Genomic DNA, 24,238 nt, shown 5'->3' on the forward strand with positions numbered 1-24,238 from the left:
CCTCCCGCTCGGCGGGCAGGACGTCGTCGGTGCCGGGTGGGCAGCCCGATCCGTACGGTGGTGGCGTGGACGACCCTCCTGGGCCCACTCCGCGGGTCACCCGCGGTATTCGCGGTCCTGACGGTCCTCGCGTCGTCGGCGCGCGCGGTGCTGACGGTTGTACCGGCGGTCCCAGCGTTCCCGACGATCCCGGCGCTCCTGGTAGTCCCGGTAGTTCCCGAGATCGGAACCGTCGTCACGGCTCCGGCCTCCGCCACGGTCACGGTCGAGGCGGGTGACGCCGTAGACCAGCACCGCCGCGGCCATCCACCAGAGGGGGTTGAGGAATCCGAGGCCGAACAGGACCAGGACGGGGATGAGGAGCAGGACGAACACAACGGGCCTCCCGGGAGCTGGAATCAGCGTCGATACCGGGGACTGGGGCCTCTCCTCGCAGCGTAGTCCTGCCCGAAGGCTGCGGATACGGTGCGACGTCGCACGTCTTGCCCGGTCGGTCGCGAAACGACCGGCTCCCGGGCCGACCTCGATCCTGAACACTCTCTTGCGTCTTCGCCGCCGATTCCGTCAGGAACCGACCGGGGACGACACTTTCGACCACTCCCACGCGGACCTGGAGAGAGAGCGACGGCCCGTCCCTCCGCGCCAGTACGCTCGTTCTACGGTCCGCCCGTGACCCCGGCCCTCTCCGTGCCGTCCCGTTCCGCGCAACAGAGGCCCTGCGCAAGGCGAAAGCCCCCTGGTGACAGAGGAGTTGGGTCGCATGGGCCCCCATCACGACCTGTTCGACGAGTTGCGTGTGGTCACGGCCGGCGGCGAGCTGGACCTGACGACCGCGCCGGCCTTCGCGCGTGACCTGCTGGACGCCCGGCACGGCAGCGGGAGGCTGCTTCTGGTCGTGGATCTGCGCGGTGTCACGTTCATGGACGGCAGCGTCCTGGGGCCGCTGTGCGCGGCGTGGGAGGACTGCCACGAGCGGCTCGGCCGGCTGCGGGTCGTGCACCGGCCGGGCGCGGATCTCGTGTTCCGGGCCGCCGGTCTGCGGGACCGTTTCCCGCGCTACGCGACCGTCGAGGACGCCTGGCGGGATGTACCCGCGGACCGTGCGACGGCGGACCGGGGCACGTAGTGTACGGCGCAGGCCGGGTGACATCTCACCCCGAAGTGCCCCGGCCCGCGCGGGACGGAGACGGGTGATCAGTGACGGCATGGCCGAGGTCCTGCGGTCGCTGCGCCTGGGCGAGGCCGGCGATCCGGCCCAGGCGTGTGCGCGGGCGCTGGGCGCCGCGGGCGTCGCACTGTCGCTGCTGGTCGGCGCCGATCGGACGGCCGAGCCGCTGTGGTTCCATCCGGACCTGAGCGCCCGGTTCGAGGAACTCCAGTTCACGCTGGGGGAGGGCCCGGGGCCGGACGCGGTCCGCGCCGGTTCGCCCGTGCTGGAGCCGGACCTGGCGCGGGTGCGCGCCGAGCGCTGGCCCGCGCTGCTGCCGGCCGCGCGCGAACTGGGCGTGAACGGCGTGTGCTGCTTCCCGCTGGGCATCGGCGCCATCCGGATCGGCGTCCTGACCGTGCTGTGCGACGCCGAGCGGCGGCTGAGCCGGCAGCAGTACACGGACGCCACCGCCCTGACCGCCGTGCTGACCGACGCCCTGCTGAACGGCGACCGGCGCGACGCGGACCGGCCCGGGTTCGGCACGGCCCTGGAACCTCCTTCGGTGCTGCGCGGCGCGGTCGTGCACCAGGCCACGGGCATGGTCAGCGCCCAGCTCGACGTGTCCGTGCAGGAAGCACTGCTGCGCCTGCGCGCCCACGCGTACAGCAGTGAACGGCCCCTCCGCGAGATCGCGGCGGATGTGGTCGCCCGCAGGCTGCGTTTCACCGACGGCTTCGACGACGATGTAAGCGGGCCGTACTCGCCCGACGGCGGAAAGGGATGATGACCATGGCCCGCGAACGACGCCTGGCAGAGATCTTCGTGGAGGTCGCCGACTCGCTCGTCGAGGACTTCGACGTCATCGACCTGCTGCACCGGCTCTCCGCGCGCTGCGTCGAACTGCTCGACGTGTCGGCGGCCGGGATCCTGCTCGTGGACGCGCACGGCGAACTGCAGATCATCGCCGCCTCCGACGAGCACACCCGCCTGCTGGAACTCTTCGCGCTCCAGCAGGACCAGGGCCCCTGCGTCGAGTGCTACCGCACCGGCGCCGCCCGCACCAACATCGACCTGACGCGGGCGGAGACGACCGCCGCCTGGCCGCGCTTCGCCAGGCAGGCCCGCGAGACCGGGTACGTGACCACGCACGCCATCCCGCTGCGGCTGCGCAACCGGGTCGTCGGCGCCCTCAACCTCTTCCAGACCACCCCGCACCGCCTCGGCGACGACGACATCGCGCTCGCCCAGGCACTCGCCGACGTGGCCACCATCGCGATCCTGCAGCAGCGCACCCTGGAGCAGTCCCATGTCGAGAACAGCCAGCTGGAGAACGCGCTGACGAGCCGCATCCTGATCGAACAGGTCAAGGGCTTCCTGGCGGAGCGCTGGAACACCTCCGTCGACGACGCCTTCGCCGTGTTCCGGGCCTACGCCCGCGCCCGTCATCTGCGCCTCTCGGACCTCGCCGCGCGGATCGTCTCCGGCGACTTCGACACCGCGGCCATTCCGGCCCCCGCGACGGCCCGGCCCGGCGACCACCACGGCTGACCGGCAGCACCCGGTGTCTTCGTCAACGGCCATGTGATGAAGGTCGGTCGGTCCACCGCGGAGCCGGATCCGCACGGGGCCTGTTGCCGTCCGGCATGTCTGTCATGTCCGTCGTGCCGGGCGGCTGGGGCCTCCTGGTGATTCCCCCGGAGACCGCCGCCCCTCGGCCGCCCGGCTGATGGCCGCCGCGAGCGCGGGCACCGCCCCGCGGTCGGCCGCGAGCGGCCTCATGACGGCGGAACAGGCCCACAGCACGCCCCCGTCGTGCGGAGCAGCCAGGGATCCCCGCCGTCAGGCGGTGGCGGGGAGGTGACGGGCCGGTCCGTGCGTGACCGTGCCGGGCCGGATCAGACGTGGCCGCCCGTGGCGGCTGCCATGAGCGGTTCGGCCGCCTGCTCGGTCGTGTCCGGCGGCACGACCAGCAGATCCCAGCGCCCCCGGCCGGGGGAGAGCAGCACGATGGTGTGCGGGGCGGATTCCCCCTGGGTCCCGCGCAGTCGTACGACCTGGCCGGCGACGAGGATCCGGCCGGGCATGGCCGACCACGTCGCTCCGTTGACCGTGGCACTGGTGATGCGGCCCCACTTGCGCGGCAACCCGGCCAGCAGTCCCGGGAGTTCGGCCGGCAGGTCGTACGAACGGGGCCACCACGCGCCGTCGATGGCCCGGGGCAGGTTCCCGTGGGGCGCCAGGCGCAGGCGGAGGACAGGATGGGAGGGAAGCGGGGGCTGCAGCACGGTGGTCATGAGGCTCCTGCCAACTGCCGTACGTGGATGGGCGTTTGACGTCAGGCGCGGCGGGCGGCGACCCGGTCGGGGGTCGGCCAGCGTACGTCGTGGACCCAGCCGGCGCGCTCCATGAGGCGGATGACGGCGGCCGACGGGTCGATCTGGCCGCGGTCGACACCGTGCCGGGCGCAGGTGGGGTCGGCGTGGTGGAGGTTGTGCCAGCTCTCGCCGAAGGAGAGCAGGGCCAGCGGCCACAGGTTGGTGGCGCGGTCGTGGCGCCGGGTGCGGAAGGGACGCTCACCGATCATGTGGCACAGCGAGTTGACGCTCCAGGTGACGTGGTGGAGCAGCGCGATACGCACAAGTCCCGCCCACAGCAGGCCGGTTACGCCGTAGAGCCAGCTGCCGCCGATCGCCCAGCCGAGACCGAACGGCAGCGCGAGCGTGAGCAGGCACAGCCACGGGAAGGCGCGGGAGACGGCCCGGATGTCGGGGTCGGCGACGAGGTCGGGGGCGTAACGCTCCGCCGGTGTCCCCTCGTTGCGGAACAGCCAGCCGACGTGGGCGTCCAGCAGTCCGTGCAACTGGCCGCGCAGATGGGTGCCGTAGCGGTACGGCGAGTGCGGGTCGCCCGGCCGGTCGGTGAAGGCGTGGTGGCGGCGGTGGGTGGCGACCCAGCCGATGACGTCGCCCTGGAAGCTCATCGACCCGGCCACCGCGAGCGCGATGCGCACGGGGCGGATCGCCCGGTACGAGCCGTGGGTGAGCCCGCGGTGGAAGCCGACCGTGACGCCGAGGCCGGTGACCGTGTAGAGGACGGCCGCGAGCACGATGTCGACGGGGTGGACGAGCCGCCCCCACAGCAGCCAGCCCGCCAGGCCGAGGCCGACGAACGGCAGGACGACGATCATCGCCGTGATGGCGACGTATATCCGCTGCCCGGTGTCCCGCGCGGGCGCGGGGCCCTCGTCGGCCGGGAAGGGGGAGGTGCCGTCGTAGGACGGGGGCGGCGGGTCGGTGCCGGCCGGAATCTCTGTCGTGGACGGGGTGGAGAGGATGGACATGCCGGGACTCCTCGGCCTCGCTGCGGATGGCGCGGCCGGGGTCACGGGCTGCCCCTGGGAAAGGGAAACGCGAGGACAGGACGCCGGACCGGACACCGGCACGTCAAGAGCCCTCGGTCTCTCCACCGTACTCCCGCATGCTCCGGAACGGGCCGGTCCGGAGCATGCGGTCACCGATCCGCGCTGTCACAGGGCGCGGAGTACCGTGAACAGTACCGAGGGCACTTCGCACACCGGCCGCCACGCCGGGTCGTCCTCGGCGATGGACGAAACCCGTGCCGCCGCAGAGGTGGCCCGGAGACGGGTCCGCATCATGTCGGCGACCTCATACCCCACCCTGCCGCGTCCCGAGCCCGTCGCAGTACCGGCGGCCCGTCTCGCACTGAGGAGCGACGGCGCCGCCCGTGGCCTCCTGGACGGTGCCTGGTGGCCCCGCTCCCGGGACCTGCTGAGCGAACTGCCCGCGCTGACCGCCGTGTTGGACCCGTTGTGGGGCCGTATCACCCGCATCGCCGTCAACCCGATGTACTGGCCGACCGTCCCCCGCAAGGTTCCCGTGGACGGTCACATCGTCAAGGTCGGCTGGTTCGCCGACGAGATCGACCCGCACAAGGTGCTGCTGCTCTCCTACGGCATCGGACGATGGGACCTGCTGATCATCCCGCCGGAGACCGGGACCGGGGCGGCGGCCCGGCTGATGGCTGCCGCGTCCGACCCCGACCGCCCGCCGCTGACCGCGAGCGCGCTCATCGCCGCGGACGGGGGCCCGCACGGCGTCGCCGCGACCGAGGCACCGCCGGATCCGCAGAAGGTGTGGGAGTACGAGGGCGGCGTGTCCGCGGTCGTCCCGGAACAGCCCCCGGTTCGCCCGGCCGCCTGACGGTCGGCAGGTCTGTGTGACAACCGCGCTGCCCACGCCAGGACCTCTGGGGACGGGCAGCGCGGTTGCCCGTCACTCACCCCCTGGCGGATGCCAGTCCACCGGCGGTGGCAGCGTCCCCCGCGCGATCGTGTTCGCGTAGACGCTCTCCAGCGCCTGGCTGAGCGGCCCGACGAGCTCGCGCGGCAAGCCGTCGAAGAACAGGCGGCGCACGAGTTCCACGTGTCCCAGAGCCGCGGCCTCCAGGACCGTGCGGCCGTGTCGGGTCAGGCTCACCTCGGTCACGCGCCGGTCGTTCGCGGACGGGCTGCACCTCACCAGTTCCCGCTGGGTCATCCGCCGCACGTGGTGCGAGACCCGGCTGCGCTCCCAGCCGATCTGCGCGGCCAGCACCGTGATCGGCATCGGGTCCCCGCCGGCGACGCTGAGGGCCGTCAGGACGTCGTAGTCCGGCAGGGACAGATCGCTGTCGGACTGCAGCTGGCGATTCATCTCGTACGTCAGCCGCAGCTGAAGCCGGATGTACGCCAGCCAGGCGCGCTGCTGTTCGCCGTCGAGCCACCCGCCCTCGGGCGCCGGCGCGCTGCCGTTGGCATTGCGTGACATGTCACCTATGCTTTCTGTCCAGCACCACCGTCGAGGCGTGCCGCTCCCCCATCATCCCGCGCGGACCGCCAGGAGCAGGAGGTACCGATGCCGTACGCAGCCGTGCTCACCGGATACGGATCGCCCGAGACGCTCGTGTGGTCGGAAGTCGCCCTGCCCGTACCCGGGCCCGGCCGGATCAGGATGCGCGTCCACGCGGCGGGAGTCGGCCCGACCGACCTGAAGATCCGGCGCGGCGACCTCCACGCGGTCTTCCCGCTGCCCGACCCCGCCGTGCTCGGCTTCGAGGCCGCCGGTACCGTCGACGCCCTCGGCCCGGGCGTGACCGGCGTGTCGCCGGGTGACGAGGTCGCCGCCCTGCTGCCCGCGCTCGGCGGGTACGGCGAATACGCCCTCGCCTCGGCCTGGACCGTCAAACCGGCCACCGTCGGCTGGGCCGACGCCGCGGCGCTGTCCGCCTCGGCCGAGGCCGCCGTCGGCGTTCTGCGTCAGCTCGGCGTCACCTCCGGCGAGACCCTGCTCGTACTCGGGGGAGGTGGCTCGGTCGGTGTGATCGCCACCCAACTGGCCCTGGCCCAGGGCCTTACCGTCTTCAGCGCCACCGGCCCGAGTGACGAGCAGTTCGCCAAGGATCTCGGCGCGATCCCGGTCCGCTACGGATCGGCGCTCCTCGCGCAGATGCGCGCGCACGTCGGCAAGGTGGACGCCGTCCTCGACGCCGGCGGCAAGGGCGGCCTCCGTGACGCCGTCGAACTCGCGGGCGGCCCCGAGCGCGTGATCACCCTCGCCGACGAGCACGCGGCCGACTTCGGTGTCGCCCTCTCCGCCCCCACCCCGGACCGTGCCCCCGACGCGGTCGAGCAGACCATGCCACTCCTCGCTTCCGGGCAACTCCGCCTGCGCGCCCGGCGGTTGCTGCCGATGCGGGACGCCGCGCGGGCGCACGCCCTGCTCGAAGCGGGCACGGCACACGAAAAGATCGTCCTCACCGTCTGACGGCCTGTCGCAGCGCACTGTCGAGATCAACCACAGGGAGAGCCCGATGGAGAGCCCGATCGAGGTGGTGCGCAGGTTCTGCGCGGCGTGGTCGGACAACGCCGGGGCCGCCGAACTGGCGGCGTTCTTCACCGATGACGCGGTCTACCACAACATCCCGCTGGCGCCGATCACCGGCCGGACGGCCATCGCCGACACCATCAGCTCGTTCATCCGCCCCGGCCCGCCGGGCATCGAGCACATCGAGTTCCGCGTCCTCAACATCGCGGCCGACGGGCCGGTCGTGATGACCGAGCGGGTGGACGTCTTCAAGCTCCCTGACAGATCGTTCGAACTGCCGGTCATGGGGGTCTTCGAGGTCACGGACGGCAGGATCGGCGCCTGGCGCGACTATTTCGACATGAACCAGTTCACCAGCCGGATGGGCTGAGGCCGGACCTCCTCGGCGCTCCGGCCCACCTCGTCAGTCCGGCTGGGCGGCGAACAGTTCCAGGTGCGCGCAGGTGGGGCAGCGATAGGCGTCGATCTGCCAACGCGGCCGGCCCATCCTCTTGGCATTGCCGAACGGGCCTCGCTGAAGGGGGCCCGCGATCCACCGCGCGAACCCGCGGGCGCCTTGTCCGGAGTCCTCGACGAAGCCCGGCTCCAGCCCCACCGCACCGCATTGGGTGCACCGTATGTTGTTCATCGCCGGAGTGTAGTGAGCCGCAGCGGGTGCGGTCACCAGGGCCGCTTGCCCTCGCCCACGGCCCCTCCCTCACGCTCCGAAGCCCCACAGCGGCCATCGCCCGAGTCAAGTTTCCATAATGATTTTCATTAGAGATAACTCCTTCTCTAGTAGTGACAATCATTTCCATCTACGGTCGAGGTGCCCCCGCTCCACAGGACCCAGTCCCCTGTGAGCCCCCAGCCCCTCAAGGAGACCGAGTCGTGCGCACCACCCCCCGCCTGATCGCCGCCACCCTGGCCACCGGCGTCGTACTGGCCGTCACCAGCGGCTGCTCCACCGCCTCCTCCGACACCGCCGACGCCGGTTCGACGACGACAGGCAAGACCATCAAGGTCGTAGCGGCGGAGAACTTCTGGGGCAGCATCGCCACCCAGCTCGGCGGCACCCACGTGCAGGTCAAGAGCATCATCGACAATCCGAACGCCGACCCGCACGACTACGAGCCGACCGCGGCGGACGGCCGGCTCGTGGCCGGTGCGCAGTACACGATCGTCAACGGCATCGGCTACGACGCCTGGGCGGACAAGCTGCTCTCCGCGAACCCCGAGAGCGGCCGTACCGATCTGAAGGTCGGTGACCTGGTCGGCATCAAGCCGGGCGGCAACCCGCACCGCTGGTACTCGCCGGACAACGTCCACCAGGTGATCGAGAAGATCACGGCCGACTACAAGAAGATGGACCCGGCCGACGCCGCCTACTTCGACGCGCGGAAGGCGACCTTCGAGACCAAGACCCTCGCGCCGTACAACAAGCTGATCGCCGACATCAAGGCCAAGTACGCCAACACCCCCATCGGCGCCTCGGAGTCCATCGTGACCCCGCTCGCCGAGGGGCTCGGCCTGAAGATGCTGACGCCCGAGTCCTTCCTGGACGCCATCAGTGAGGGCACCGACCCGACGGCCAAGGACAAGCAGACGATCGACCGGCAGATCAGCCAGAAGCTGATCAAGGTGTACGTCTACAACAGCCAGAACGCCACCCCGGACGTACAGGCCCAGGTCAAGGCCGCCGAGGCGAAGGGCATCCCGGTCGCGACCGTGACCGAGACCCTCACCCCGGCCGGGGCGTCCTTCCAGGCGTGGCAGGTACGGCAGTTGGAGGGCATCGAGAAGGCCCTGGGGCAGGCGACGGGTCGGTGAGTACGGTGAATCCGGCCGCCTCTCGGCACGTCCCCGCGCAACGGGCCGCCGCCGAACCGCCTTCTCCCGTCGTGTCGTTGCGCGGCGCCGCCGTGCGCGTCGGCGGCCGGACCCTGTGGTCCGGTGTCGAACTGGACGTCGGCGCCGGGGAGTTCGTGGCCGTCCTCGGTCCCAACGGGGTCGGGAAGTCGACCCTGGTCAAGATGCTGCTCGGCATCCTGCCTCCGGCCGCCGGTGAGGTCAGGGTGCTGGGCGAGGCGCCCGGCAGGGCGGGTCACCGGGTCGGCTATCTGCCGCAGCGGCGCAGCTTCGACGCGAGCCTGCGCATCCGTGGCACCGACATCGTGCGGCTGGGCCTCGACGGCGACCGCTGGGGCGTACCGCTGCCGTTGCCCGGCCGGTTCGGTGCCCGGCGGCGGGCGGCCCGGGACCGTGTCGCCGAGGTCGTCGAGCTGGTCGGGGCGAGCGCGTACGCGCACCGGCCGATCGGTGAGTGCTCCGGCGGCGAGCAGCAGCGGCTGCTGATCGCCCAGGCACTCGTCCGCGATCCCGAACTGCTGCTCCTGGACGAGCCGTTGGACAGTCTCGACCTGTCCCACCAGGGCGCGGTCGCCGCGCTGATCGGGCGGATCTGCCGGGAGGCGGGCGTCGGCGTCGTCATGGTCGCGCACGACGTCAACCCGATCCTGCCGTGGCTGGACCGGGTCGTGTACATCGCCGAGGGCGGTGCGGTCGCCGGACGGCCGGAGGACGTGATCACCACGGGGACGCTGTCGCGGCTGTACGGCGTGCCGGTGGAGGTGCTGCGCACCAGTGACGGGCGGCTGGTGGTCGTCGGCCAGCCCGAGGCGCCCGCCCGCCACACCGACCGGCACGCTGAGGGAGGCCGCCGTGAACTGGGCTGACACGGGCGGCGGTTGGTCGTGGAATCCGGTGACCGACCTCCAGCAGATCTGGGCGTTCCCTTTCATGGTGAACGCCTTCCGGGCCGGTACGGTCGTGGCCGTACTGGCCGCCGTGATGGGCTGGTTCATGGTGCTGCGCCGGCAGAGCTTCGCCGGACACACCCTGGCCGTGGTCAGCTTTCCGGGCGCGGCCTGCGCGACCCTGCTGGGCATCGGCGCGGGCTTCGGCTACTTCGCGTTCTGTGTCGGCGGCGCCCTGGTGATCGCCGCGATCCCGCGTGCCGGAGCGGGCGGCGGAGGGCAGGAGTCGGCGCTGACCGGCACCGTCCAGGCATTCCTGCTGGCCTGCGGATTCCTCTTCGTCGCCCTCTACAAAGGGTTCCTCGGCGGGGTCAACTCCCTGTTGTTCGGCAGCTTTCTGGGCATCACCACCGTCCAGGTGGCCGTGCTGACGGTCGTGGCGGCCCTCGCGCTCGGCGTGCTGGCGGTCATCGGGCGGCCACTGCTGTTCGCGTCCGTCGACGAGGACGTCGCCGCCGGACGCGGGGTGCCGGTACGCGCCCTGTCCGTGGCCTTCCTCGTCCTGCTCGGGGCGGCGACCGCGGAGGCGAGCCAGATCACCGGCACGCTGCTGGTGTTCGCCCTGCTGGTGATGCCCGCGGCAGCCGCCCAACAGCTCACGGCGCGGCCCGCGTCGAGCCTGGCGCTCTCGGTGGTGATCGCGATCGCGGTGACCTGGACCGGGCTGATCGCCGCCTACTACTCGCCGTACCCGATCGGTTTCTACGTGACGACCTTCGCCTTCGCGGTCTACGTCCTGGCCCGCACGGGCCGCACCCTCGGCAGGTACCGGACGGTGGGAGCGGGTGCTGTGGCATGAGCGCCTTCACACACCCGTACTTCACGCACGCCCTGTTGGCCGGCACGGCGATCGCCCTGGCGGCCGGGCTCGTGGGGTACTTCCTGGTGCTGCGTGCCCAGGTGTTCACCGGCGACGCGCTCAGCCATGTCGCGTTCACCGGGGCGCTCGCGGCCCTCGCGCTCGGCTACGACCTGCGGTCGGGGCTGTTCGCGGCGACCGTGCTGGTCGCGGTGGTGCTGGGCGCGCTGGGCCGCCGCAGCCGCGCCGACGACATCGTCATCGGCAGCCTCTTCTCCTGGATCCTGGGCCTGGGCGTCTTCTTCCTCACCCTCTACACCACGTCCCGCAACACCGGGAACGGCACCGCCGGCGTCAACGTCCTCTTCGGCTCGATCTTCGGACTCTCCACCGGGCAGGCGCAGTTGGCGGCCGTCGTCGCGGCCGCCATCTGCCTCGCCGTCCTCGCGGTCGCCCGCCCGCTGCTCTTCGCCTCCGTCGACGAGGCGGTGGCCACGGCCCGCCGGGTACCGGTACGACTGCTCGGCCTCGCCTTCCTCGTCCTGGTCGGCGCCTGCGCGGCCGAGGCCACCCAGGCGGTCGGCTCGCTGCTGCTCCTGGGCCTGCTCGCCGCCCCCGCGGGCGCGGCCCAACGGCTCACCGACCGGCCGTACCACGCCCTCGCCCTGTCCGCGGGACTGGCGGTCGCGGAGATGTGGGCGGGCCTCGCCCTGAGCTACTACGTCCCCCAACTGCCGCCCAGCTTCTGCATCATGGCCGTCGCCACGGCCGTCTACGCGGCAGCCGTCGCCGTCGTACGGCGGCCCCGCGCCCGCGCCGGCCTCGTGGCGGCGTGATGGTCGGCCCGACCGACGACCTGGACCTCATCGGCCGCCGCACCGCCCAACGCGCCTGCGTCGTCAGGGCGTTGATCGACCACGGCGGCTTCGTCGGCGCCCGCGCCCTGCACGGCATCCTGGAGTCCCAGGGTGCGCGCGTGGGCCTCAACACCGTCTACCGCACCCTGGCCGCGCTGGTGGGCGCGGGCCGCGCCGACGTCGTACGCGACCGGGGCGGCGAACGGCTCTTCCGCCACCGCCCGTTCCCCGAGCACCAGCACTATCTGCTGTGCCGCGTCTGCGGGTTGAGCACCCCGGTCGACTCCGAGGCGGTCGAGAGCTGGGCGGAGCGGGTGGCCGAAGCCTCCGGTTTCGCGGAGGTCGAGCACACCGTCGAACTCACCGGGCTCTGTCCGCGATGCCGCTCCCACCCCACTTATTAATGACATTCATTTTCATGTAATGTCTCCCGTGACCCATCGAGCAGGAGGATTCCCATGGCCGTTCCCAAACGGAAGATGTCCCGCAGCAACACCCGCCACCGACGCGCCCAGTGGAAGGCGACCACCCCGGCACTCGTCCCGATCACCATCGACGGCGTCCCGTACCTGGTACCCCAACGACTGGCCAAGGCGTACGAGCGCGGCCTGCTGCGCCCCGAGGGCTGACGGTCCGTAAGGGCTTGCCAAAGATTCGGCCCGCGGGTGGTTGTGGTCCCTGGTTGTGGATACCTGACTACACCGGGACGCGTGAGGCCGGCTCCGGCGGCGAGGAGAGGATTCTCTGTCGGTGGGGCTTCGACGGGACGCTGCCGGGACCGCGGTCTTCCTCGTCCTGATGATCGACTCGGTGGTCAACGGGCTCTTCGTGCCGTTGTCCATGCTCTATCTGTCGGCTCGTTCGGGCGCGTCGCTGGTCGAGGTGGGGTTCCTGCTGAGCCTGGCCGGGCTGGTGTCGCTTCCGTTGCCGTTGTGGGTCGGGCGGCTCGTCGACCGGCACGGGCCCAAGCCGGTCGTGCTGGTGGCGCAGCTGCTCCAGGCGGCGGGCTTTCTCGGGTACCTCGTGGTGCGCGACGGCGCTGGGATCCTCCTGGCCGCGACCGTCGCGTCGCTGGGCCAACGGGCCTTCTGGTCCTCGGCGTTCACCCTCGTCAGCGATCTGTCCGACCGTGATCCCGGCGGGCACTCCCGCGAGCGGTGGTTCGGCGTCATCGGCTCGTTGCGTGCGATGGGGTACGGGCTGGGAGCCGTGGTCGCGGGAGTCGCCCTGTCGGTGAAGTCGGGCCCGGTGTACCGAGGGGCGATCGGCGCCTGCGCCTGTCTGTTGCTGGTGGCCGCCGTGCTGCTCGAACGGGGAGTTCCGCGGAGCGTGACTCTGAAGGAGAAACCGGCGAACGAGGAGGCGGGCGGCCGTGGTTACCGGGTGCTGTGGGCCGATCGTCCCTATCTGGCGCTCGTCGGACTGAACACGGTGTTCGCGCTCTGCAACGTCATGCTCAGCATCGCCTTCCCGCCGTTCGTCGACCGCCAACTACCCTCCGCGACATGGGTCGTTGGTCCGCTGCTGGCGATGAACACGGTGGTACAGGCCGCGCTTCAGACCTCGGTCGTCCGTCTGATACGGCCGCTGCCCCGGCCCGTGTCCCTGTGCCTGGCCGGAGTCCTCTGGGCGTCATGGGCGGCCCTGACCGCCGGCCCGCTCTGGCTGCCCCGGGCCTTGTGGGTCCCCTGTCTCACCGTGGCCGTGCTCTGCTACTCGGCCGCTCAGCTCGTGCACTCGCCCGTGTCGAACGCGCTCTCCGCCGATGCCGCGCCCGCCGACGTCCGCGGGCGCTACATCGCCGTGTTCCAGTACTCGTTCGCGATCGCCACGGTCGTGGCGCCGCTGCTGTTCTCGGTGCTGTTCGACCTGTCGAGCGCGGCTCCATGGGCGACTCTGGCGGCGCTCGCCCTGCTGACGGTTCCGGGCATGCTGGCCCTCGCGCCGCGCCTGCCGCGGGCCGCACTGGCGACGGGCGGGGCCGGACGGAGCGCTGCCCGACAGCGTGGGGGAGCTCCCTGACCTGCGCGAGCTTGAGGAAGCCGACGGTGTTCGCGTCGGCCTCGACCCCGTTGTGGCTCAGCTTCGGCGGTCGTCCCCCGACCCGCTCGCCGCAGGCTTCGTCGCGCGGACGATCGCCGAGTGCATGCCGTCCGCGACGGGGTGGGTCGGGGTGATGTCCACGTCGGTGAAGCCGGCCGCTTCGAGGCCGGTGCGGTACTCGGTGAAGGACAGCGCGCCCGCGATGCAGCCGACGTAGTCGCCGCGTTCCGCGCGCTGGGCGGGGGTGAGGGTGTCGTCGGCGACGACGTCCGAGACGCCGATACGGCCGCCGGGGCGCAGGACGCGGAAGGTCTCGGCGAAGACGGCGGGCTTGTCGACGGACAGGTTGATCACGCAGTTGGAGATGACCACGTCGATCGTGTTCGCGGGCAGAGGGACGGCCTCGATGGTGCCCTTGAGGAACTCCACGTTCGTGGCGCCCGTCCGCTCCGCGTTGCCGATGGCGAGGGCGAGCATCTCCTCCGTCATGTCCAGCCCGTACGCCTTGCCGGTCGGGCCGACGCGGCGGGCGGAGAGCAGGACGTCGATGCCGCCGCCGGAACCGAGGTCCAACACGCGTTCGCCCTCGCGGAGTTCGGCTACGGCGGTGGGGTTGCCGCAGCCGAGGGAGGCGGCGACCGCTTCGGCGGGGAGGGCGTCCCGGTCGGCGGTGGGGTAGAGGGCGGAGCCGAAGTTGTCGTCGATCTCGACGGGTGCGGGGCCGCAGCAGGCCGTGCCGCCCTCGGCGACCTTGAGGGCCGAGGCGGCGTAGCGCTTGCGGACGGTTTCGCGCAGGTCGGTGGAGTGTGCGTCGCTCATCGAGTCGCTCCCGGGCGAGGTGGGTCGGGTGGGGTGGGCCAGCTTGTATTGACGTTCGTTGATGCAAGCTTGCGCCTTGTATCGAAAGACGTCAACATAGAGGTATGTCGAAACAAGAGCTCGGGGTCCTCGAAGTGACCGGTGAGGTGATCGGCCGGGACGCCGCGTGCTGCCCGGGTCTGGCCACCGCGCCGCTGGACGACGAGCGCGCCGCGGAACTGGCCAGGGTCTTCAAGGCACTTGGCGATCCCGTACGCCTGCGGCTCCTGTCGATGATCGCCTCGCGGGAGGGCGGCGAGGTCTGCGTGTGCGAGATGACACCGGCCTTCGACCTGTCGCAGCCGACGATCTCCCACCACCTCAAGCTCCTGCGCCAGGCCGGCCTGATCGACTGCGAACGCCGTGGGACGTGGGTGTACTACTGGGCGCTGCCCGGCGTCCTGGACCGGCTCGCCGCGTTCCTGACGACGACCCGGACCGCGGAAGCCACGCAGGCATGACCGCGTCCCTCGCCCGCCGTGCCGCCGCCGAGGCGATCGGGACCGGACTGCTGGTGACGGTCGTCGTGGGCTCCGGCATCCAGGCGACGGAACTGTCGCACGACGTGGGCGTACAACTGCTCGCCAACTCCCTCGCCACCGTCTTCGGCCTGGGCGTACTCATCACGCTGCTCGGGCCGGTCTCCGGCGCGCACTTCAACCCCGTTGTCACGCTGGCCACTTGGTTCGCCGGCCGTCGTGACGGCACCGGGCCGGGGCCGCGGGAGGTCGCCGTGTACGTCACGGCGCAGGTCGGCGGGGCGATCGCGGGAGCGGTGCTGGCGGACGCCATGTTCGCCGAGCCGTTGGTGCGGTTCTCCGGTCACGACCGGTACGCCGGTCATCTGTGGCTGGGGGAGGTCGTCGCCACGGGCGGACTGATCCTCCTCGTCCTCGGACTGGAACGGGTCGGCCGCGCCGCCCTGGCCCCGGCGGCCGTGGCCTCCTACATCGGGGCCGCCTACTGGTTCACCTCCTCGACCTCCTTCGCGAACCCCGCCGTCACCGTCGGCCGCGCCTTCACCGACACCTTCGCCGGGATCGCGCCGGGTTCGGTCGCACCGTTCGTCGGGGCCCAACTGCTGGGAGCCGTAGTCGGGTTGGCCGCCGTGGCCGTCGTATGGGAGCGTCCTGTCCCTACGGCGGACGCGGTAGTCCCGCACAGCGAACCCGAACCTGAACCCAGCTCCGAACTCGCCCCCTCCTGACCGCCCCTGCCCGCAAGGACACCGCCATGACCACGAGTTCCGCCGCCCCGCCGCCGTCAGTCCTGTTCGTCTGCGTCCACAACGCCGGCCGTTCGCAGATGGGCGCGGCCTTCCTCACCCACCTCGCCGGTGACCGGGTCGAGGTCCGGTCGGCGGGCTCGGCGCCCGCCGACGCCGTCAACCCGGCGGTGGTGGCGGCCATGGCGGAGGTGGGTATCGACGTCTCCGCCGAGACGCCGAAGGTGCTCACCGTCGAGGCCGTACGGTCCTCGGACGTCGTGATCACGATGGGCTGCGGGGACGCCTGCCCCGTCTTCCCCGGCAAGCGGTACCTGGACTGGCAGCTCGACGATCCGGCGGGCCAGGGCGTGGAGGCCGTACGGCCCATCCGCGAGGAGATCGAGCGCCGGGTGCGCGGTCTGCTGGCCGAACTCGGAATCGCCGTATGACCCTTCTCGTCGCCGCCGTCATCGTCCACGACCGGGCCGAGGGCAGGGTCGTCCTCATCCAGCGGGGTGAGCGGGCCAAGTTCGGCCGCGGCATGTGGGACCTCCCCGTCGGCAAGAACGAACCCGGCGAGCCCGTCACCGACACCGCCGTGCGCGAGCTGTACGAGGAGACCGGGCTCGTCGTGGCACCGGAGTCCCTGAAGGTCGTCCACCTCATCCACGCCGCCCACGGAGTGGACGCACCCCACGGCTTCCTCACCGTCGTCTTCGCCGCCGACAAGTGGTCCGGCGACCCCGAGAACCGCGAACCCCGCAAGCACGCCCAGGTCCGATGGGTCCAGGTCGACGCCGTACCCGAGGAGTTCGTACGGGGAAACGGGCAGGCCCTACGGCAGTACCTGGACGGCGTCGAACCGCAGGTGTCGCCGTACGGGTGGGAGTAGGCGGAGCCCCGCGTTACCTCTCAGGTGTGAACCAGGCCGTCTCCCGCGTGGCTGAATCCGGTCTTCGGGGTCCCGTACGGACACCGGGTTCGTGGCGTCGGGAGGTGTCTCGTTCCCGTGGGTCCGGGCGCCTCGGACCCGACTGGTGGCGTGATTCAGTCACATCCGGATATTCCCGCAACATATACAGTTCGACGCCCAGTTGGGATGACCAGGGGGCGAAACCGGTGAATGTGGTGCAAGGTGAAGGTCTGGCCTTCGGATATGCGGCCGGTGGTGGTGGGTTGCGGCGGGCGGATCTCACGCTGCGCCAAGTCACCCAGCCCAGCCCAGCCCAGCCCCGCGGACCGGATCGTGAACGCCCCCTCTACAGCGCCGACTTGACCGCCCGCAGCACCGCATCCGCCATCCCCCGTTCCCCCCGCGCATTCGGATGCACCGGTGCCGCCGGATTCTCCGGTGCGAGCGGTTCGATCCAGCGGGTGGCCTTCGCCGTGCAGGCGTTGTGGTCGGTGGAGGGGGTGTACGTGTCGACGTAGCCGACCCCTGCCTCCGAAGCCCGTTGGCGCAGTGCGGTGTTGAGTTGTTGTTCCTTCTCGCGGAGGTAGGTCACGTCGCCCGGGGCGAGGGACATTCCGCGGCCGCAGTCGGCGCTGTCGGTCGGGAGGAGCGCCGGGTAGGAGACGACGTAGACGCGGGCTTCGGGGGAGCGGCGTTTTACCTCGGTGAGGATCCGGGTGAGCCGGTTGCCCGCCGTGGCGATCTTCTTTTCTACGGCGTCGGCGGCGGAGCCGGAGTCGGAGTCGGCCTCGCGGGCGCAAGGTGCGTCCTCCGTGAAGTACTTGCCGCTGCCGGTGAGTCGGTACAGGGCGCCCATGGCGACGCACCGTTTGATCATCGAGCTGAAGCCGATGTCGTTGCCGCCGATGCCGATCGTCACCAGGCGGGTGTCCGACGAAAGTGCCCTGAGCTGGGGCGGGTTGGTGCCGTTGTCGGTGTGCTGGGATGCGGTGAGGTCGGACGTCGTGGCGCCGCTGCAGCTCACATCGCGGAACTTGGCGCCCTTCAGGCCGAGTTCGGCGGCCACCAGGGCCGGGTAGTTGCCGGCGGAGCGGTCGCAGCCGGCGGGGGTGCCGGTGGGGTCGGTGATGCCGGGGCCTGCGGTGTAGGAGTCGCCCAGGGCCACGTACGGGCCCTTCGACGTGGTCGAGTAGGTGACGCCGGTGTGGTTGTCGTCGCCGTCGCGGGTGACCAGGACCACCGTGAGCAGCGTGCCGCAGGCGAGGAGCCCGGCCACCCCGGCCTGCACTGAGGTTTTCATCGAAGTGCCCTATCTGGCTGGTGAGTTGTGGACGTCCGCGGGCCCGGCGACGGGCGGGGGGAGTGCCCCGTCGCCGGGCCCTGGCGCCGGGTCCCCGTCCCCACGGGATCCGGGCGCCGCGGGGCCGCCTCCGCTCTCGGCGGCCCCGGTCGGTGGGGTCCCCTACGGGACCGGGGTGAGATGAGGGGTCGGAGTCTCGGAGACGACCGGCGCCGGGACCTTGCGGCTCAGGGCCTCGCCCTCGACGTCCATGCGGGGGAGGATCCGGTCGAGCCAGCGGGGCAGGTACCAGGCCTTGTGGCCCAGCAGGGACAGGACCGCCGGCACGATCGCCATCCGGACCACGAACGCGTCGAACAGGACCGCGATGGCCAGCCCGAAGCCGATCATCTTGATCATCGAGGCGCCCGCGCCGATGAAGCCCGAGAACACCGCCATCATGATCAGCGCGGCGGCCACGACCACCCGGGCGCTGTGCCGGAACCCGGAGACGATCGCCTGGCCGGGGCCGTCCCCGTGGACGTACGCCTCGCGCATCCGGGAGACGAGGAACACCTCGTAGTCCATGGCGAGTCCGAAGACGATGCCCACCAGGAAGATCGGCATCAGGCTCATGATCGGGCCGGTCTGGTCGACGCCGAGCCAGGACGCCAGGTGCCCTTCCTGGAAGACCGCGACCACCGCGCCGAGCGCCGCGAGGACCGAGAGGAGGAAGCCGAGGGCCGCCTTCAGCGGCACGAGCAGCGAGCGGAAGACCAGGAGCAGCAGCACGATCGCCAGGCCCACCACCAGCGCCAGATACGGGATCAGCGCGTCCTGGACCTTCTGCGCCACGTCGATGTTCAGCGCGGTCGTACCGGTGACCTCGAAGCTCGCACCCGCATCAGCTGCGATGTCCGGCCGTTCGTCGCGGATCGTCTGGACCAGCTGCTTGGTCTTCTCGTCGGTGGGGCTGGTGGCGGGGGTCGCGGAGAACACCGCTGTGTCGCCCGCCGAGTTGAAGCGCGCCGGTGAGACGGAGACCACTCCGTCCGTGGCGGCTATCTCCTTCGAGATCGTCGCTACGGCGGTCTTCGCGTCGCCCGCCTTCTGCGCGTCCACGACGATGGTCAGCGGGCCGTTGAAGCCGGGGCCGAAGCCCTCGGCGAGGTCGTCGTAGGCGCGGCGTTCGGTGGTGGCGGTGGACTTGGCCTCGTCGCCGGGCATGCCGAGCTGGAGGTTGAGGGCGGGCAGGGCCATCGCGCCGAGGCCCACGACGCCGAGCAGCAGGACGGGGATCGGGTGCCGTACGACGATCCGGGCCCAGCGGCTGCCGCCGTTCTCGCCGTTGCCGCGCTTGGCCTTCGCCTTGGCCTTCTTCTTGCGGTCGCGGCGGGAGAGGACGGCGTTCGGCCAGAAGCCGAGGACCGCCGGGACCAGGGTGAGGCAGATCAGGACGGCGAGGAGGACCGCGCCGGCCGCCGCCAGGCCCATCTTCGTCAGCATCGGGATGCCGACCACGGACAAACCGGCTAGAGCGATGACAACGGTTAGGCCGGCGAACACAACTGCCGAACCCGCCGTCCCGGCCGCCAGTCCGGCCGCTTCGCGAGGCGCGTGGCCCTTGGCCCGTTCCTCCCGGTAGCGCGATACGACGAAGAGCGCGTAGTCGATGCCGCAGGCGAGGCCGAGCATCGTCGCGAGGGTGCCGGTGGTCTCGGAGAGGCCGAAGGTGCTGCCCAGGGCAAGGACCCCGGACATGCTGATGGCGACGCCGATGATCGCGGTGAGGAGGGGCAGGCCGGCCGCGGCCAGTGAACCGAACGTGATGAGGAGGACGATCGCGGCTATCGCGATACCGATCGCCTCGGCGCTGCCGCCCGCCGCGGGCTGGGTGGCGAGCGCGTCGCCGCCGACCTCGACGGTCAGGCCCGCGTCCCGGGCCGTGTCGATGGCCCGCTCCAGATGGGTCTTGGCGGCGCCGGTGAGGTCGTCGGCCTTCACCTTGAAGGTGACGGTGGAGTACGCCGTGGAAGCGTCCTTGCTCACCGCCTTCGCCGCGAACGGGTCGACGGCGGAGGCGACTTGGGAACCGTCGGCCGCCTCGGTCACCAGCTTCTCGATCGCCGCCTTGTTCTCCGTCGCGGTGACCTTCTCGCCGTTCGGCGCGACGAAGACGATCCGCGCGCTCGCGCCGTCCGCCGCCGTGCCCGGGAAGCGCTGCTCCAGCAGGTCGAAGGCCTTCTGCGACTCGATGCCGGGCATCGTGAAGCCGTCGTCGGGGGCGGCGGGGGCCTTGGTGGCGGCGAATCCGACGGCGCCGAGGACCGCCACCCACAGGAAGGTGACGAACCAGCGCCACCGGAAGGCCACGCGGCCCAAGTGATAAAGGAGAGTAGCCATGGCTGGGGAAGGCCTCCACGTCGGCGGTCGGTCGAGATCGTGGTCTCAACCCTTCCGCCGACGGCCCTCGGTCACGAGGGAGTGCCCTCCCGAATGGATGGTGTAGCCCGCTACACCATCGGCCGGACCCTCAGCCCACGTTCAGCTCGGTCAGCCGGCCCAGCGGCAGCGTGTGGTGGGTCTGCAGGACCTTCGCGCGTAGATACCGGACGTTGTGGGGCGTGGTGAACACACCGGTCGGCACCCGGTCGTGCACGTCGATGCCCAGGCCGCGCAACTGGTCGGCCTTGTCCGGGTTGTTGGAGAGCAGGTCCAGCTCGTCGATCCCCAGGGCCTGGAGCATCTGGGCGGCGGCCGTGTAGTCGCGGGCGTCCTCGGGGAGGCCGAGCGCGGTGTTGGCGGCGTAGGTGTCGAGGCCCTGGTCCTGGAGGGCGTACGCGTCGAGCTTGTTGTAGAGGCCGATGCCCCGGCCCTCCTGGCGCAGGTAGAGCAGCACGCCGCCGCGCTCGGCGATGCGCTCGACGGCCTCGCGCAGCTGGGGGCCGCAGTCGCAGCGGGCGGAGCCGAAGACGTCTCCGGTCAGGCACTCGGAGTGCAGGCGGACCAGCGGGGTGGTGCCGGGCGCCGGATCGCCGAGCACGACGGCGAGATGTTCCAGGCCGTCGGTCAGGCCGTGGAAGGTGACGAGTTCGGTGTCGACGCTGTAGCCGTCGTGGAAGCGCAGCGGTACCCGGACGCGGGCACGCGGGGTGGCGGCGGGGAAGTCGGGCATGCGGGTCTCCGAGTCCGAAGGGTGACGTAGCGATGTGTTTCAAAACTGAAGCACATCCACGATCACGGACCCTACCTCATGCTTGAAATTTGAAGCAACAGATTTGTGTGACGGCTCACGAAAGACGGCTCACGAAAGACGGCTCACGAACACGGAGGCGTGGAGCGGCGGCGCCACGGCACGTCCTCCGGTGTCTCCAGCGCCCGCGCGATGCCCGTGCTGATCTCCTCCAGCTGCCCCACCTGCTCCGGAGTGAGGTGGTCGAAGATCGCGGCCCGGACGGTCTCGACATGCCCCGGCGCCGTACGCACCAGCACCGCCATCCCCTCGTCGGTCAGCACCGCCGTACTGCCCCGCTTGTCCGACGGACACCCCTCCCGCCGCACCAGCCCGTCCTTCTCCAGCCGCGTCACGGCGTACGTCAGCCGGCTCCGGGTGATCTTCGACTTCTCGGCGAGGTCGGTCATCCGCAGCCGGTGGTCCGGAACGTCGGACAGGTTGGCCAGGATGGAGTAGTACAGGTGGGGCATGCCGGCCTCCTGCTGGAGCTGCCGGTCGATCGCGTCCTCCAGGAGGTGCGTCGCGGCGATGTAGGCGCGCCAGGCGCGCTGCTCCTCGGCGGTGAGCCAGCGAGTCGTCATGCCCCCAGTGTAGGTTTGTTTCAAACTTGAACCAAGCCCCGTCATTCCACCGAGCCGGGAGCGCGTCGATGCCCCATCCGTACGTCCTGCTGTCCGCCGCCGTCTCCCTCGACGGCTACCTCGACGACACCGGCCCCGACCGGCTGCTCCTCTCCAGCCCCGCCGACTTCGACCGCGTCGACGAGGTCCGCGCCTCCGTGGACGCGATCCTCATCGGCGCCGGCACCATCCGCGCGGACAACCCGCGCCTGCTCGTGAACTCCCCGGAGCGCCGCGCCGCCCGCATCGCCGCCGGCAAGCCGGAGTACCCCCTCAAGGTCACGGTCAGCGGCTCCGGCGACCTGGACCCGGGCGCCAACTTCTGGCACACGGGCGGCGACAAACTCGTCCTTACGACCGACAAGGGCGCGGAGCGGGTACGCCAACTCGGCCTCGCCGCCGACGTGTTCGCCCTCGGCCCCGAACTCGACTGGCGCCGGCTGCTCGAACACCTCCACTCCGTCAGGGGAGTTGACCGCCTGATGGTCGAGGGCGGCGGCACGATCCACACCCAGCTCCTCCAGCAGGGCCTGGCCGACGAACTCCAACTCGTCCTGTCCCCCCTCTTCGTGGGCACCCCGGACGCCCCCCGCCTCTTCGGCCCGGGCACCTACCAGTCGGGCCGCCTGCGCCTGCTGGAGACCCGCCCCGTCGAGGACGTCGTCCTCATGCGCTACGAACCCACCGCCCCCGGCACCGGTGACCTCCCCTCCGCCGCCGACCATCACTGGCTCGCCCTCGCCTGCGACCTGGCCGGGGACTGCCCGCCCTCGGAGACGGCGTTCAGCGTCGGCGCGGTGGTCGTGGCCGAGGACGGCACGGAGCTGGCCCGCGGCCACTCCCGCGAGGCCGGCGACCCGGTGGTCCACGCGGAGGAGGCGGCCCTCGCCAAGCTGGACGCGGCGGACCCCCGCCTCGTGACCGCCACGGTCTATACGAGCCTGGAGCCCTGCACCCACCGCGCCTCCCGCCCCAAGCCCTGCGCCCGCCTCATCCTCGACGCGGGCGTACGACGCGTGGTGACGGCCTGGCGCGAGCCGGACACGTTCGTGACGGCCGCCGACGGCAGCGGGGCGCTGGCCGCGCAGGGGGTCTCCGTGGTCGTACTCCCGGAGTACGAGGACCGGGCGAAGGCGCCGAACAGGCATCTGCAGGGCTGAGCCGGGACTCCGTGCCGGTCACGGTGGTCACGGGACCAGTACGATCCGGCCGCGCAGGCCGCCCCGGGCGAGGCGGGCGTGGGCCTCGGCGGCCTGTGCCAGGGGGTACACCTGGGCGACGCGGGGTGTCAGGACGCCGACCTCGGCGAGTGCGGAGAGATGTGCGAGCCGGGGCGCGTCGGGGCCGGCGGCGGTGTGGCGCACCACCACGCCCCGTTCCGGCGCCGGCAGCACGTCCAGCCGCACGCTCACATAGACCCCGCCGTCCCGGACGGCCGCCATCGCGGGTGCGCCCAGCGCCGCCGCGTCGAGCACGCCGTCCACACCCTCCGGCACCAACTGCCGTACCGCCGGGCCCGGTTCCTCGTCGCGGGGCACGAACCAGGTGGCGCCGCGAGAGCGCAGATACGCCTCGTCCTCGGGCCGCCCCTGCGCGACGATCCGCACGCCCCGGGTCCGGGCCAGCTCCACGGCGTAGCCGCCGACGGCCCCCGCGGCGCCGGTGATCAGCAAGGTGTCGCGGGGGCGGAGCGGGAGGTGGTCCAGGGCCAGCGAGGCGGTCGTCGCGTTGAGCGGGATCGTCGCCGCGAGCGTCGGGTCCATGCCCTCCGGGGCGGGGGCCAGGGAGTTGAGGTCGGTCACGAGGTATTCGGCCTGGGCCTTCGTGGGGCGCAGCACGGGGGCGTCGAACACGATCACCGGAGTGCCGACCGCGAGGAGCACACCCGGGCCGACGGCCTCGATGGTCCCGGCGGCATCCAGCCCGAGACCGGTGTGGTCGACCTCCGGCATCGGCCCGAAGTACCCGGCCCACACCGCGGAGTCGGCGGGATTGAGCGCGGCGGCGGCGACCTTGACGCGGACCTCCAGGGGACCCGGTTCCGGCAGCGGGACCTCCAGCACCTCGACGACCTCGGGTCCCCCGGTCTTCCTGACGACTGCTGCGCGCATGATATTCGCTCTTCCGTTTGCGAAATAGAATCAATCAAACGGTAGGCGCGTTGCGGCCGATGCGTAAGGAGGCACTTTCAAGTGCGTTACACCCCCGCGTCGTAGCGGGCCCGCGCCTCGTCGACCTCGCCGGTCTTCTCGGCGGCCCAGTCGTGCACCTGGGACACCAGGCCGTACAGGCCCTGCCCGAGCGGGGTCAGTTCGTAGTCCACGCGCACCGGGACGGACGGTGTGACCGTCCGCCGCACCATGCCGTCGCGCTCCAGCATGCGCAGGGTCTGGGTGAGCATCTTCTGGCTGACGCCCGGGATTTCGCGGCTGATGTGGTTGTACCGCATCGCCTCGCCGTGGGACCCGAGGGTGCACACCGCCAGGCTGACCCACCGGTTGCTGATCGTCGAGAGCAGGGCCACCGCGGGGCAGTCGCGCAGGTACTCCTCGTACGCCTTCGTGGTCATCGTCGCTCCAGTCCCTCCCGCAGGGGAGTAA

At 71.4% G+C, this 24,238-nt stretch carries 30 protein-coding genes; 18 read left to right on the forward strand and 12 right to left on the reverse strand.

The features are described 5' to 3' along the window. Positions 1-96: 96 nt before the first annotated feature. The gene (locus tag SSP08S_RS43080) at positions 97-375 is read right to left on the reverse strand and encodes a hypothetical protein (RefSeq protein ID WP_019073852.1); all 279 of its coding nucleotides are present in this window, start codon (positions 373-375) and stop codon (positions 97-99) included. A gap of 385 nt (positions 376-760) precedes the next feature. Between SSP08S_RS43080 and SSP08S_RS56985 the strand changes: the two genes are divergently transcribed. The 3 genes from SSP08S_RS56985 to SSP08S_RS43095 all read left to right on the forward strand — a co-directional run bounded on the left by SSP08S_RS56985 (position 761) and on the right by SSP08S_RS43095 (position 2,698). Then, a complete protein-coding gene (locus SSP08S_RS56985; RefSeq protein ID WP_019073853.1) occupies positions 761-1,126 on the forward strand; it encodes an STAS domain-containing protein in 366 nt (121 codons plus the stop codon). A gap of 64 nt (positions 1,127-1,190) precedes the next feature. Further along, positions 1,191-1,934, forward strand: a complete 744-nt coding sequence (locus SSP08S_RS43090) for an ANTAR domain-containing protein (RefSeq protein WP_019073854.1) — start codon at positions 1,191-1,193, stop codon at positions 1,932-1,934. Beyond that, on the forward strand, positions 1,931-2,698 hold the full coding sequence (locus SSP08S_RS43095; RefSeq protein WP_026179330.1) for a GAF and ANTAR domain-containing protein: 768 nt from the start codon (positions 1,931-1,933) through the stop codon (positions 2,696-2,698). The genes SSP08S_RS43090 and SSP08S_RS43095 overlap by 4 nt, the downstream gene beginning before the upstream one ends. 347 nt (positions 2,699-3,045) lie before the next feature. On the opposite strand, the gene SSP08S_RS43100 is transcribed toward SSP08S_RS43095, so the two are convergent. Continuing rightward, positions 3,046-3,444 (reverse strand): DUF5994 family protein, encoded by a 399-nt coding sequence (locus SSP08S_RS43100; RefSeq protein ID WP_019073856.1) that lies wholly within the window; start codon positions 3,442-3,444, stop codon positions 3,046-3,048. Positions 3,445-3,485: 41 nt separating this feature from the next. Continuing rightward, positions 3,486-4,490, reverse strand: a complete 1,005-nt coding sequence (locus SSP08S_RS43105) for an acyl-CoA desaturase (protein ID WP_019073857.1) — start codon at positions 4,488-4,490, stop codon at positions 3,486-3,488. A 205-nt stretch (positions 4,491-4,695) separates the two neighbouring features. Between SSP08S_RS43105 and SSP08S_RS43110 the strand changes: the two genes are divergently transcribed. Continuing rightward, positions 4,696-5,370, forward strand: a complete 675-nt coding sequence (locus tag SSP08S_RS43110) for a DUF5994 family protein (RefSeq protein WP_026179331.1) — start codon at positions 4,696-4,698, stop codon at positions 5,368-5,370. 72 nt (positions 5,371-5,442) lie between these two features. Here SSP08S_RS43110 and SSP08S_RS43115 read toward each other — a convergent pair whose 3' ends face one another. Next, entirely contained in the window at positions 5,443-5,976 is a 534-nt protein-coding gene (locus tag SSP08S_RS43115; RefSeq protein ID WP_019073860.1) for a MarR family winged helix-turn-helix transcriptional regulator, read from the reverse strand. Between the two features lie 87 nt (positions 5,977-6,063). Between SSP08S_RS43115 and SSP08S_RS43120 the strand changes: the two genes are divergently transcribed. Further along, positions 6,064-6,972, forward strand: a complete 909-nt coding sequence (locus SSP08S_RS43120; protein WP_019073861.1) for an alcohol dehydrogenase catalytic domain-containing protein — start codon at positions 6,064-6,066, stop codon at positions 6,970-6,972. Positions 6,973-7,018: 46 nt separating this feature from the next. Beyond that, complete coding sequence (locus SSP08S_RS43125) at positions 7,019-7,402, forward strand: limonene-1,2-epoxide hydrolase family protein (protein WP_019073862.1); 384 nt, start codon at positions 7,019-7,021, stop codon at positions 7,400-7,402. A 33-nt stretch (positions 7,403-7,435) separates the two neighbouring features. On the opposite strand, the gene SSP08S_RS43130 is transcribed toward SSP08S_RS43125, so the two are convergent. Continuing rightward, positions 7,436-7,627 carry a hypothetical protein gene (locus tag SSP08S_RS43130; RefSeq protein WP_019073863.1) on the reverse strand — a complete coding sequence of 64 codons (192 nt, stop codon included), beginning with the start codon at positions 7,625-7,627 and terminating at the stop codon, positions 7,436-7,438. A 275-nt stretch (positions 7,628-7,902) separates the two neighbouring features. Between SSP08S_RS43130 and SSP08S_RS43135 the strand changes: the two genes are divergently transcribed. From SSP08S_RS43135 to SSP08S_RS57000, 7 genes are all read left to right on the forward strand, one after another. Then, on the forward strand, positions 7,903-8,841 hold the full coding sequence (locus tag SSP08S_RS43135) for a metal ABC transporter solute-binding protein, Zn/Mn family (RefSeq protein WP_019073864.1): 939 nt from the start codon (positions 7,903-7,905) through the stop codon (positions 8,839-8,841). A 71-nt stretch (positions 8,842-8,912) separates the two neighbouring features. Continuing rightward, positions 8,913-9,746, forward strand: a complete 834-nt coding sequence (locus SSP08S_RS56990; RefSeq protein ID WP_019073865.1) for a metal ABC transporter ATP-binding protein — start codon at positions 8,913-8,915, stop codon at positions 9,744-9,746. Continuing rightward, positions 9,733-10,626, forward strand: coding sequence for a metal ABC transporter permease (locus tag SSP08S_RS56995; RefSeq protein WP_019073866.1), 894 nt, complete (start codon positions 9,733-9,735; stop codon positions 10,624-10,626). Before SSP08S_RS56990 ends, SSP08S_RS56995 begins: the two co-directional genes overlap by 14 nt. Further along, entirely contained in the window at positions 10,623-11,462 is an 840-nt protein-coding gene (locus SSP08S_RS43150; protein WP_019073867.1) for a metal ABC transporter permease, read from the forward strand. Before SSP08S_RS56995 ends, SSP08S_RS43150 begins: the two co-directional genes overlap by 4 nt. Beyond that, positions 11,462-11,887, forward strand: coding sequence for a Fur family transcriptional regulator (locus tag SSP08S_RS43155; RefSeq protein WP_019073868.1), 426 nt, complete (start codon positions 11,462-11,464; stop codon positions 11,885-11,887). Before SSP08S_RS43150 ends, SSP08S_RS43155 begins: the two co-directional genes overlap by 1 nt. 54 nt (positions 11,888-11,941) lie before the next feature. Then, positions 11,942-12,112 (forward strand): 50S ribosomal protein L32, encoded by a 171-nt coding sequence (gene rpmF, locus SSP08S_RS43160; RefSeq protein ID WP_019073869.1) that lies wholly within the window; start codon positions 11,942-11,944, stop codon positions 12,110-12,112. A 121-nt stretch (positions 12,113-12,233) separates the two neighbouring features. Then, on the forward strand, positions 12,234-13,505 hold the full coding sequence (locus SSP08S_RS57000; RefSeq protein WP_019073870.1) for an MFS transporter: 1,272 nt from the start codon (positions 12,234-12,236) through the stop codon (positions 13,503-13,505). A gap of 57 nt (positions 13,506-13,562) precedes the next feature. On the opposite strand, the gene arsM is transcribed toward SSP08S_RS57000, so the two are convergent. Next, positions 13,563-14,345, reverse strand: coding sequence for an arsenite methyltransferase (arsM, locus tag SSP08S_RS43170; protein WP_019073871.1), 783 nt, complete (start codon positions 14,343-14,345; stop codon positions 13,563-13,565). A 104-nt stretch (positions 14,346-14,449) separates the two neighbouring features. On the opposite strand from arsM, the gene SSP08S_RS43175 reads away from it, so the two are divergent. From SSP08S_RS43175 to SSP08S_RS43190, 4 genes are read left to right on the forward strand one after another with little or no spacing between them, the layout of a single operon-like run. Continuing rightward, a complete protein-coding gene (locus SSP08S_RS43175; RefSeq protein WP_019073872.1) occupies positions 14,450-14,845 on the forward strand; it encodes an ArsR/SmtB family transcription factor in 396 nt (131 codons plus the stop codon). Continuing rightward, positions 14,842-15,591 (forward strand): aquaporin, encoded by a 750-nt coding sequence (locus tag SSP08S_RS43180; protein ID WP_019073873.1) that lies wholly within the window; start codon positions 14,842-14,844, stop codon positions 15,589-15,591. The genes SSP08S_RS43175 and SSP08S_RS43180 overlap by 4 nt, the downstream gene beginning before the upstream one ends. Positions 15,592-15,617: 26 nt before the next feature. Beyond that, positions 15,618-16,040: an arsenate reductase ArsC gene (locus tag SSP08S_RS43185; protein WP_019073874.1), complete on the forward strand. Its 423-nt coding sequence runs from the start codon at positions 15,618-15,620 to the stop codon at positions 16,038-16,040. Beyond that, positions 16,037-16,483 (forward strand): NUDIX domain-containing protein, encoded by a 447-nt coding sequence (locus SSP08S_RS43190; protein ID WP_019073875.1) that lies wholly within the window; start codon positions 16,037-16,039, stop codon positions 16,481-16,483. Before SSP08S_RS43185 ends, SSP08S_RS43190 begins: the two co-directional genes overlap by 4 nt. A 367-nt stretch (positions 16,484-16,850) precedes the next feature. Here the strand turns inward: SSP08S_RS43190 and SSP08S_RS43195 are convergent, their stop codons facing one another. The 4 genes from SSP08S_RS43195 to SSP08S_RS43210 form a co-directional block, all read right to left on the reverse strand. Next, complete coding sequence (locus SSP08S_RS43195) at positions 16,851-17,804, reverse strand: SGNH/GDSL hydrolase family protein (protein WP_043260194.1); 954 nt, start codon at positions 17,802-17,804, stop codon at positions 16,851-16,853. 162 nt (positions 17,805-17,966) lie between these two features. Then, positions 17,967-20,186 carry an MMPL family transporter gene (locus SSP08S_RS43200; protein ID WP_043260195.1) on the reverse strand — a complete coding sequence of 740 codons (2,220 nt, stop codon included), beginning with the start codon at positions 20,184-20,186 and terminating at the stop codon, positions 17,967-17,969. A 130-nt stretch (positions 20,187-20,316) separates the two neighbouring features. Beyond that, positions 20,317-20,958 (reverse strand): GTP cyclohydrolase II, encoded by a 642-nt coding sequence (locus SSP08S_RS43205; protein ID WP_019073878.1) that lies wholly within the window; start codon positions 20,956-20,958, stop codon positions 20,317-20,319. A gap of 143 nt (positions 20,959-21,101) precedes the next feature. After that, entirely contained in the window at positions 21,102-21,599 is a 498-nt protein-coding gene (locus SSP08S_RS43210; RefSeq protein ID WP_019073879.1) for a MarR family winged helix-turn-helix transcriptional regulator, read from the reverse strand. Positions 21,600-21,667: 68 nt separating this feature from the next. On the opposite strand from SSP08S_RS43210, the gene SSP08S_RS43215 reads away from it, so the two are divergent. Next, positions 21,668-22,798, forward strand: a complete 1,131-nt coding sequence (locus SSP08S_RS43215) for a dihydrofolate reductase family protein (protein ID WP_019073880.1) — start codon at positions 21,668-21,670, stop codon at positions 22,796-22,798. Positions 22,799-22,825: 27 nt separating this feature from the next. Here the strand turns inward: SSP08S_RS43215 and SSP08S_RS43220 are convergent, their stop codons facing one another. Further along, positions 22,826-23,749 (reverse strand): NADP-dependent oxidoreductase, encoded by a 924-nt coding sequence (locus SSP08S_RS43220; protein ID WP_019073881.1) that lies wholly within the window; start codon positions 23,747-23,749, stop codon positions 22,826-22,828. A gap of 86 nt (positions 23,750-23,835) precedes the next feature. After that, on the reverse strand, positions 23,836-24,207 hold the full coding sequence (locus tag SSP08S_RS43225; protein ID WP_019073882.1) for a winged helix-turn-helix transcriptional regulator: 372 nt from the start codon (positions 24,205-24,207) through the stop codon (positions 23,836-23,838). Positions 24,208-24,238: the final 31 nt, after the last annotated feature.

The sequence above is a fragment of the Streptomyces hokutonensis genome (genome assembly GCF_000376565.1).
In the GTDB taxonomy this organism is placed as follows: domain Bacteria; phylum Actinomycetota; class Actinomycetes; order Streptomycetales; family Streptomycetaceae; genus Streptomyces; species Streptomyces hokutonensis.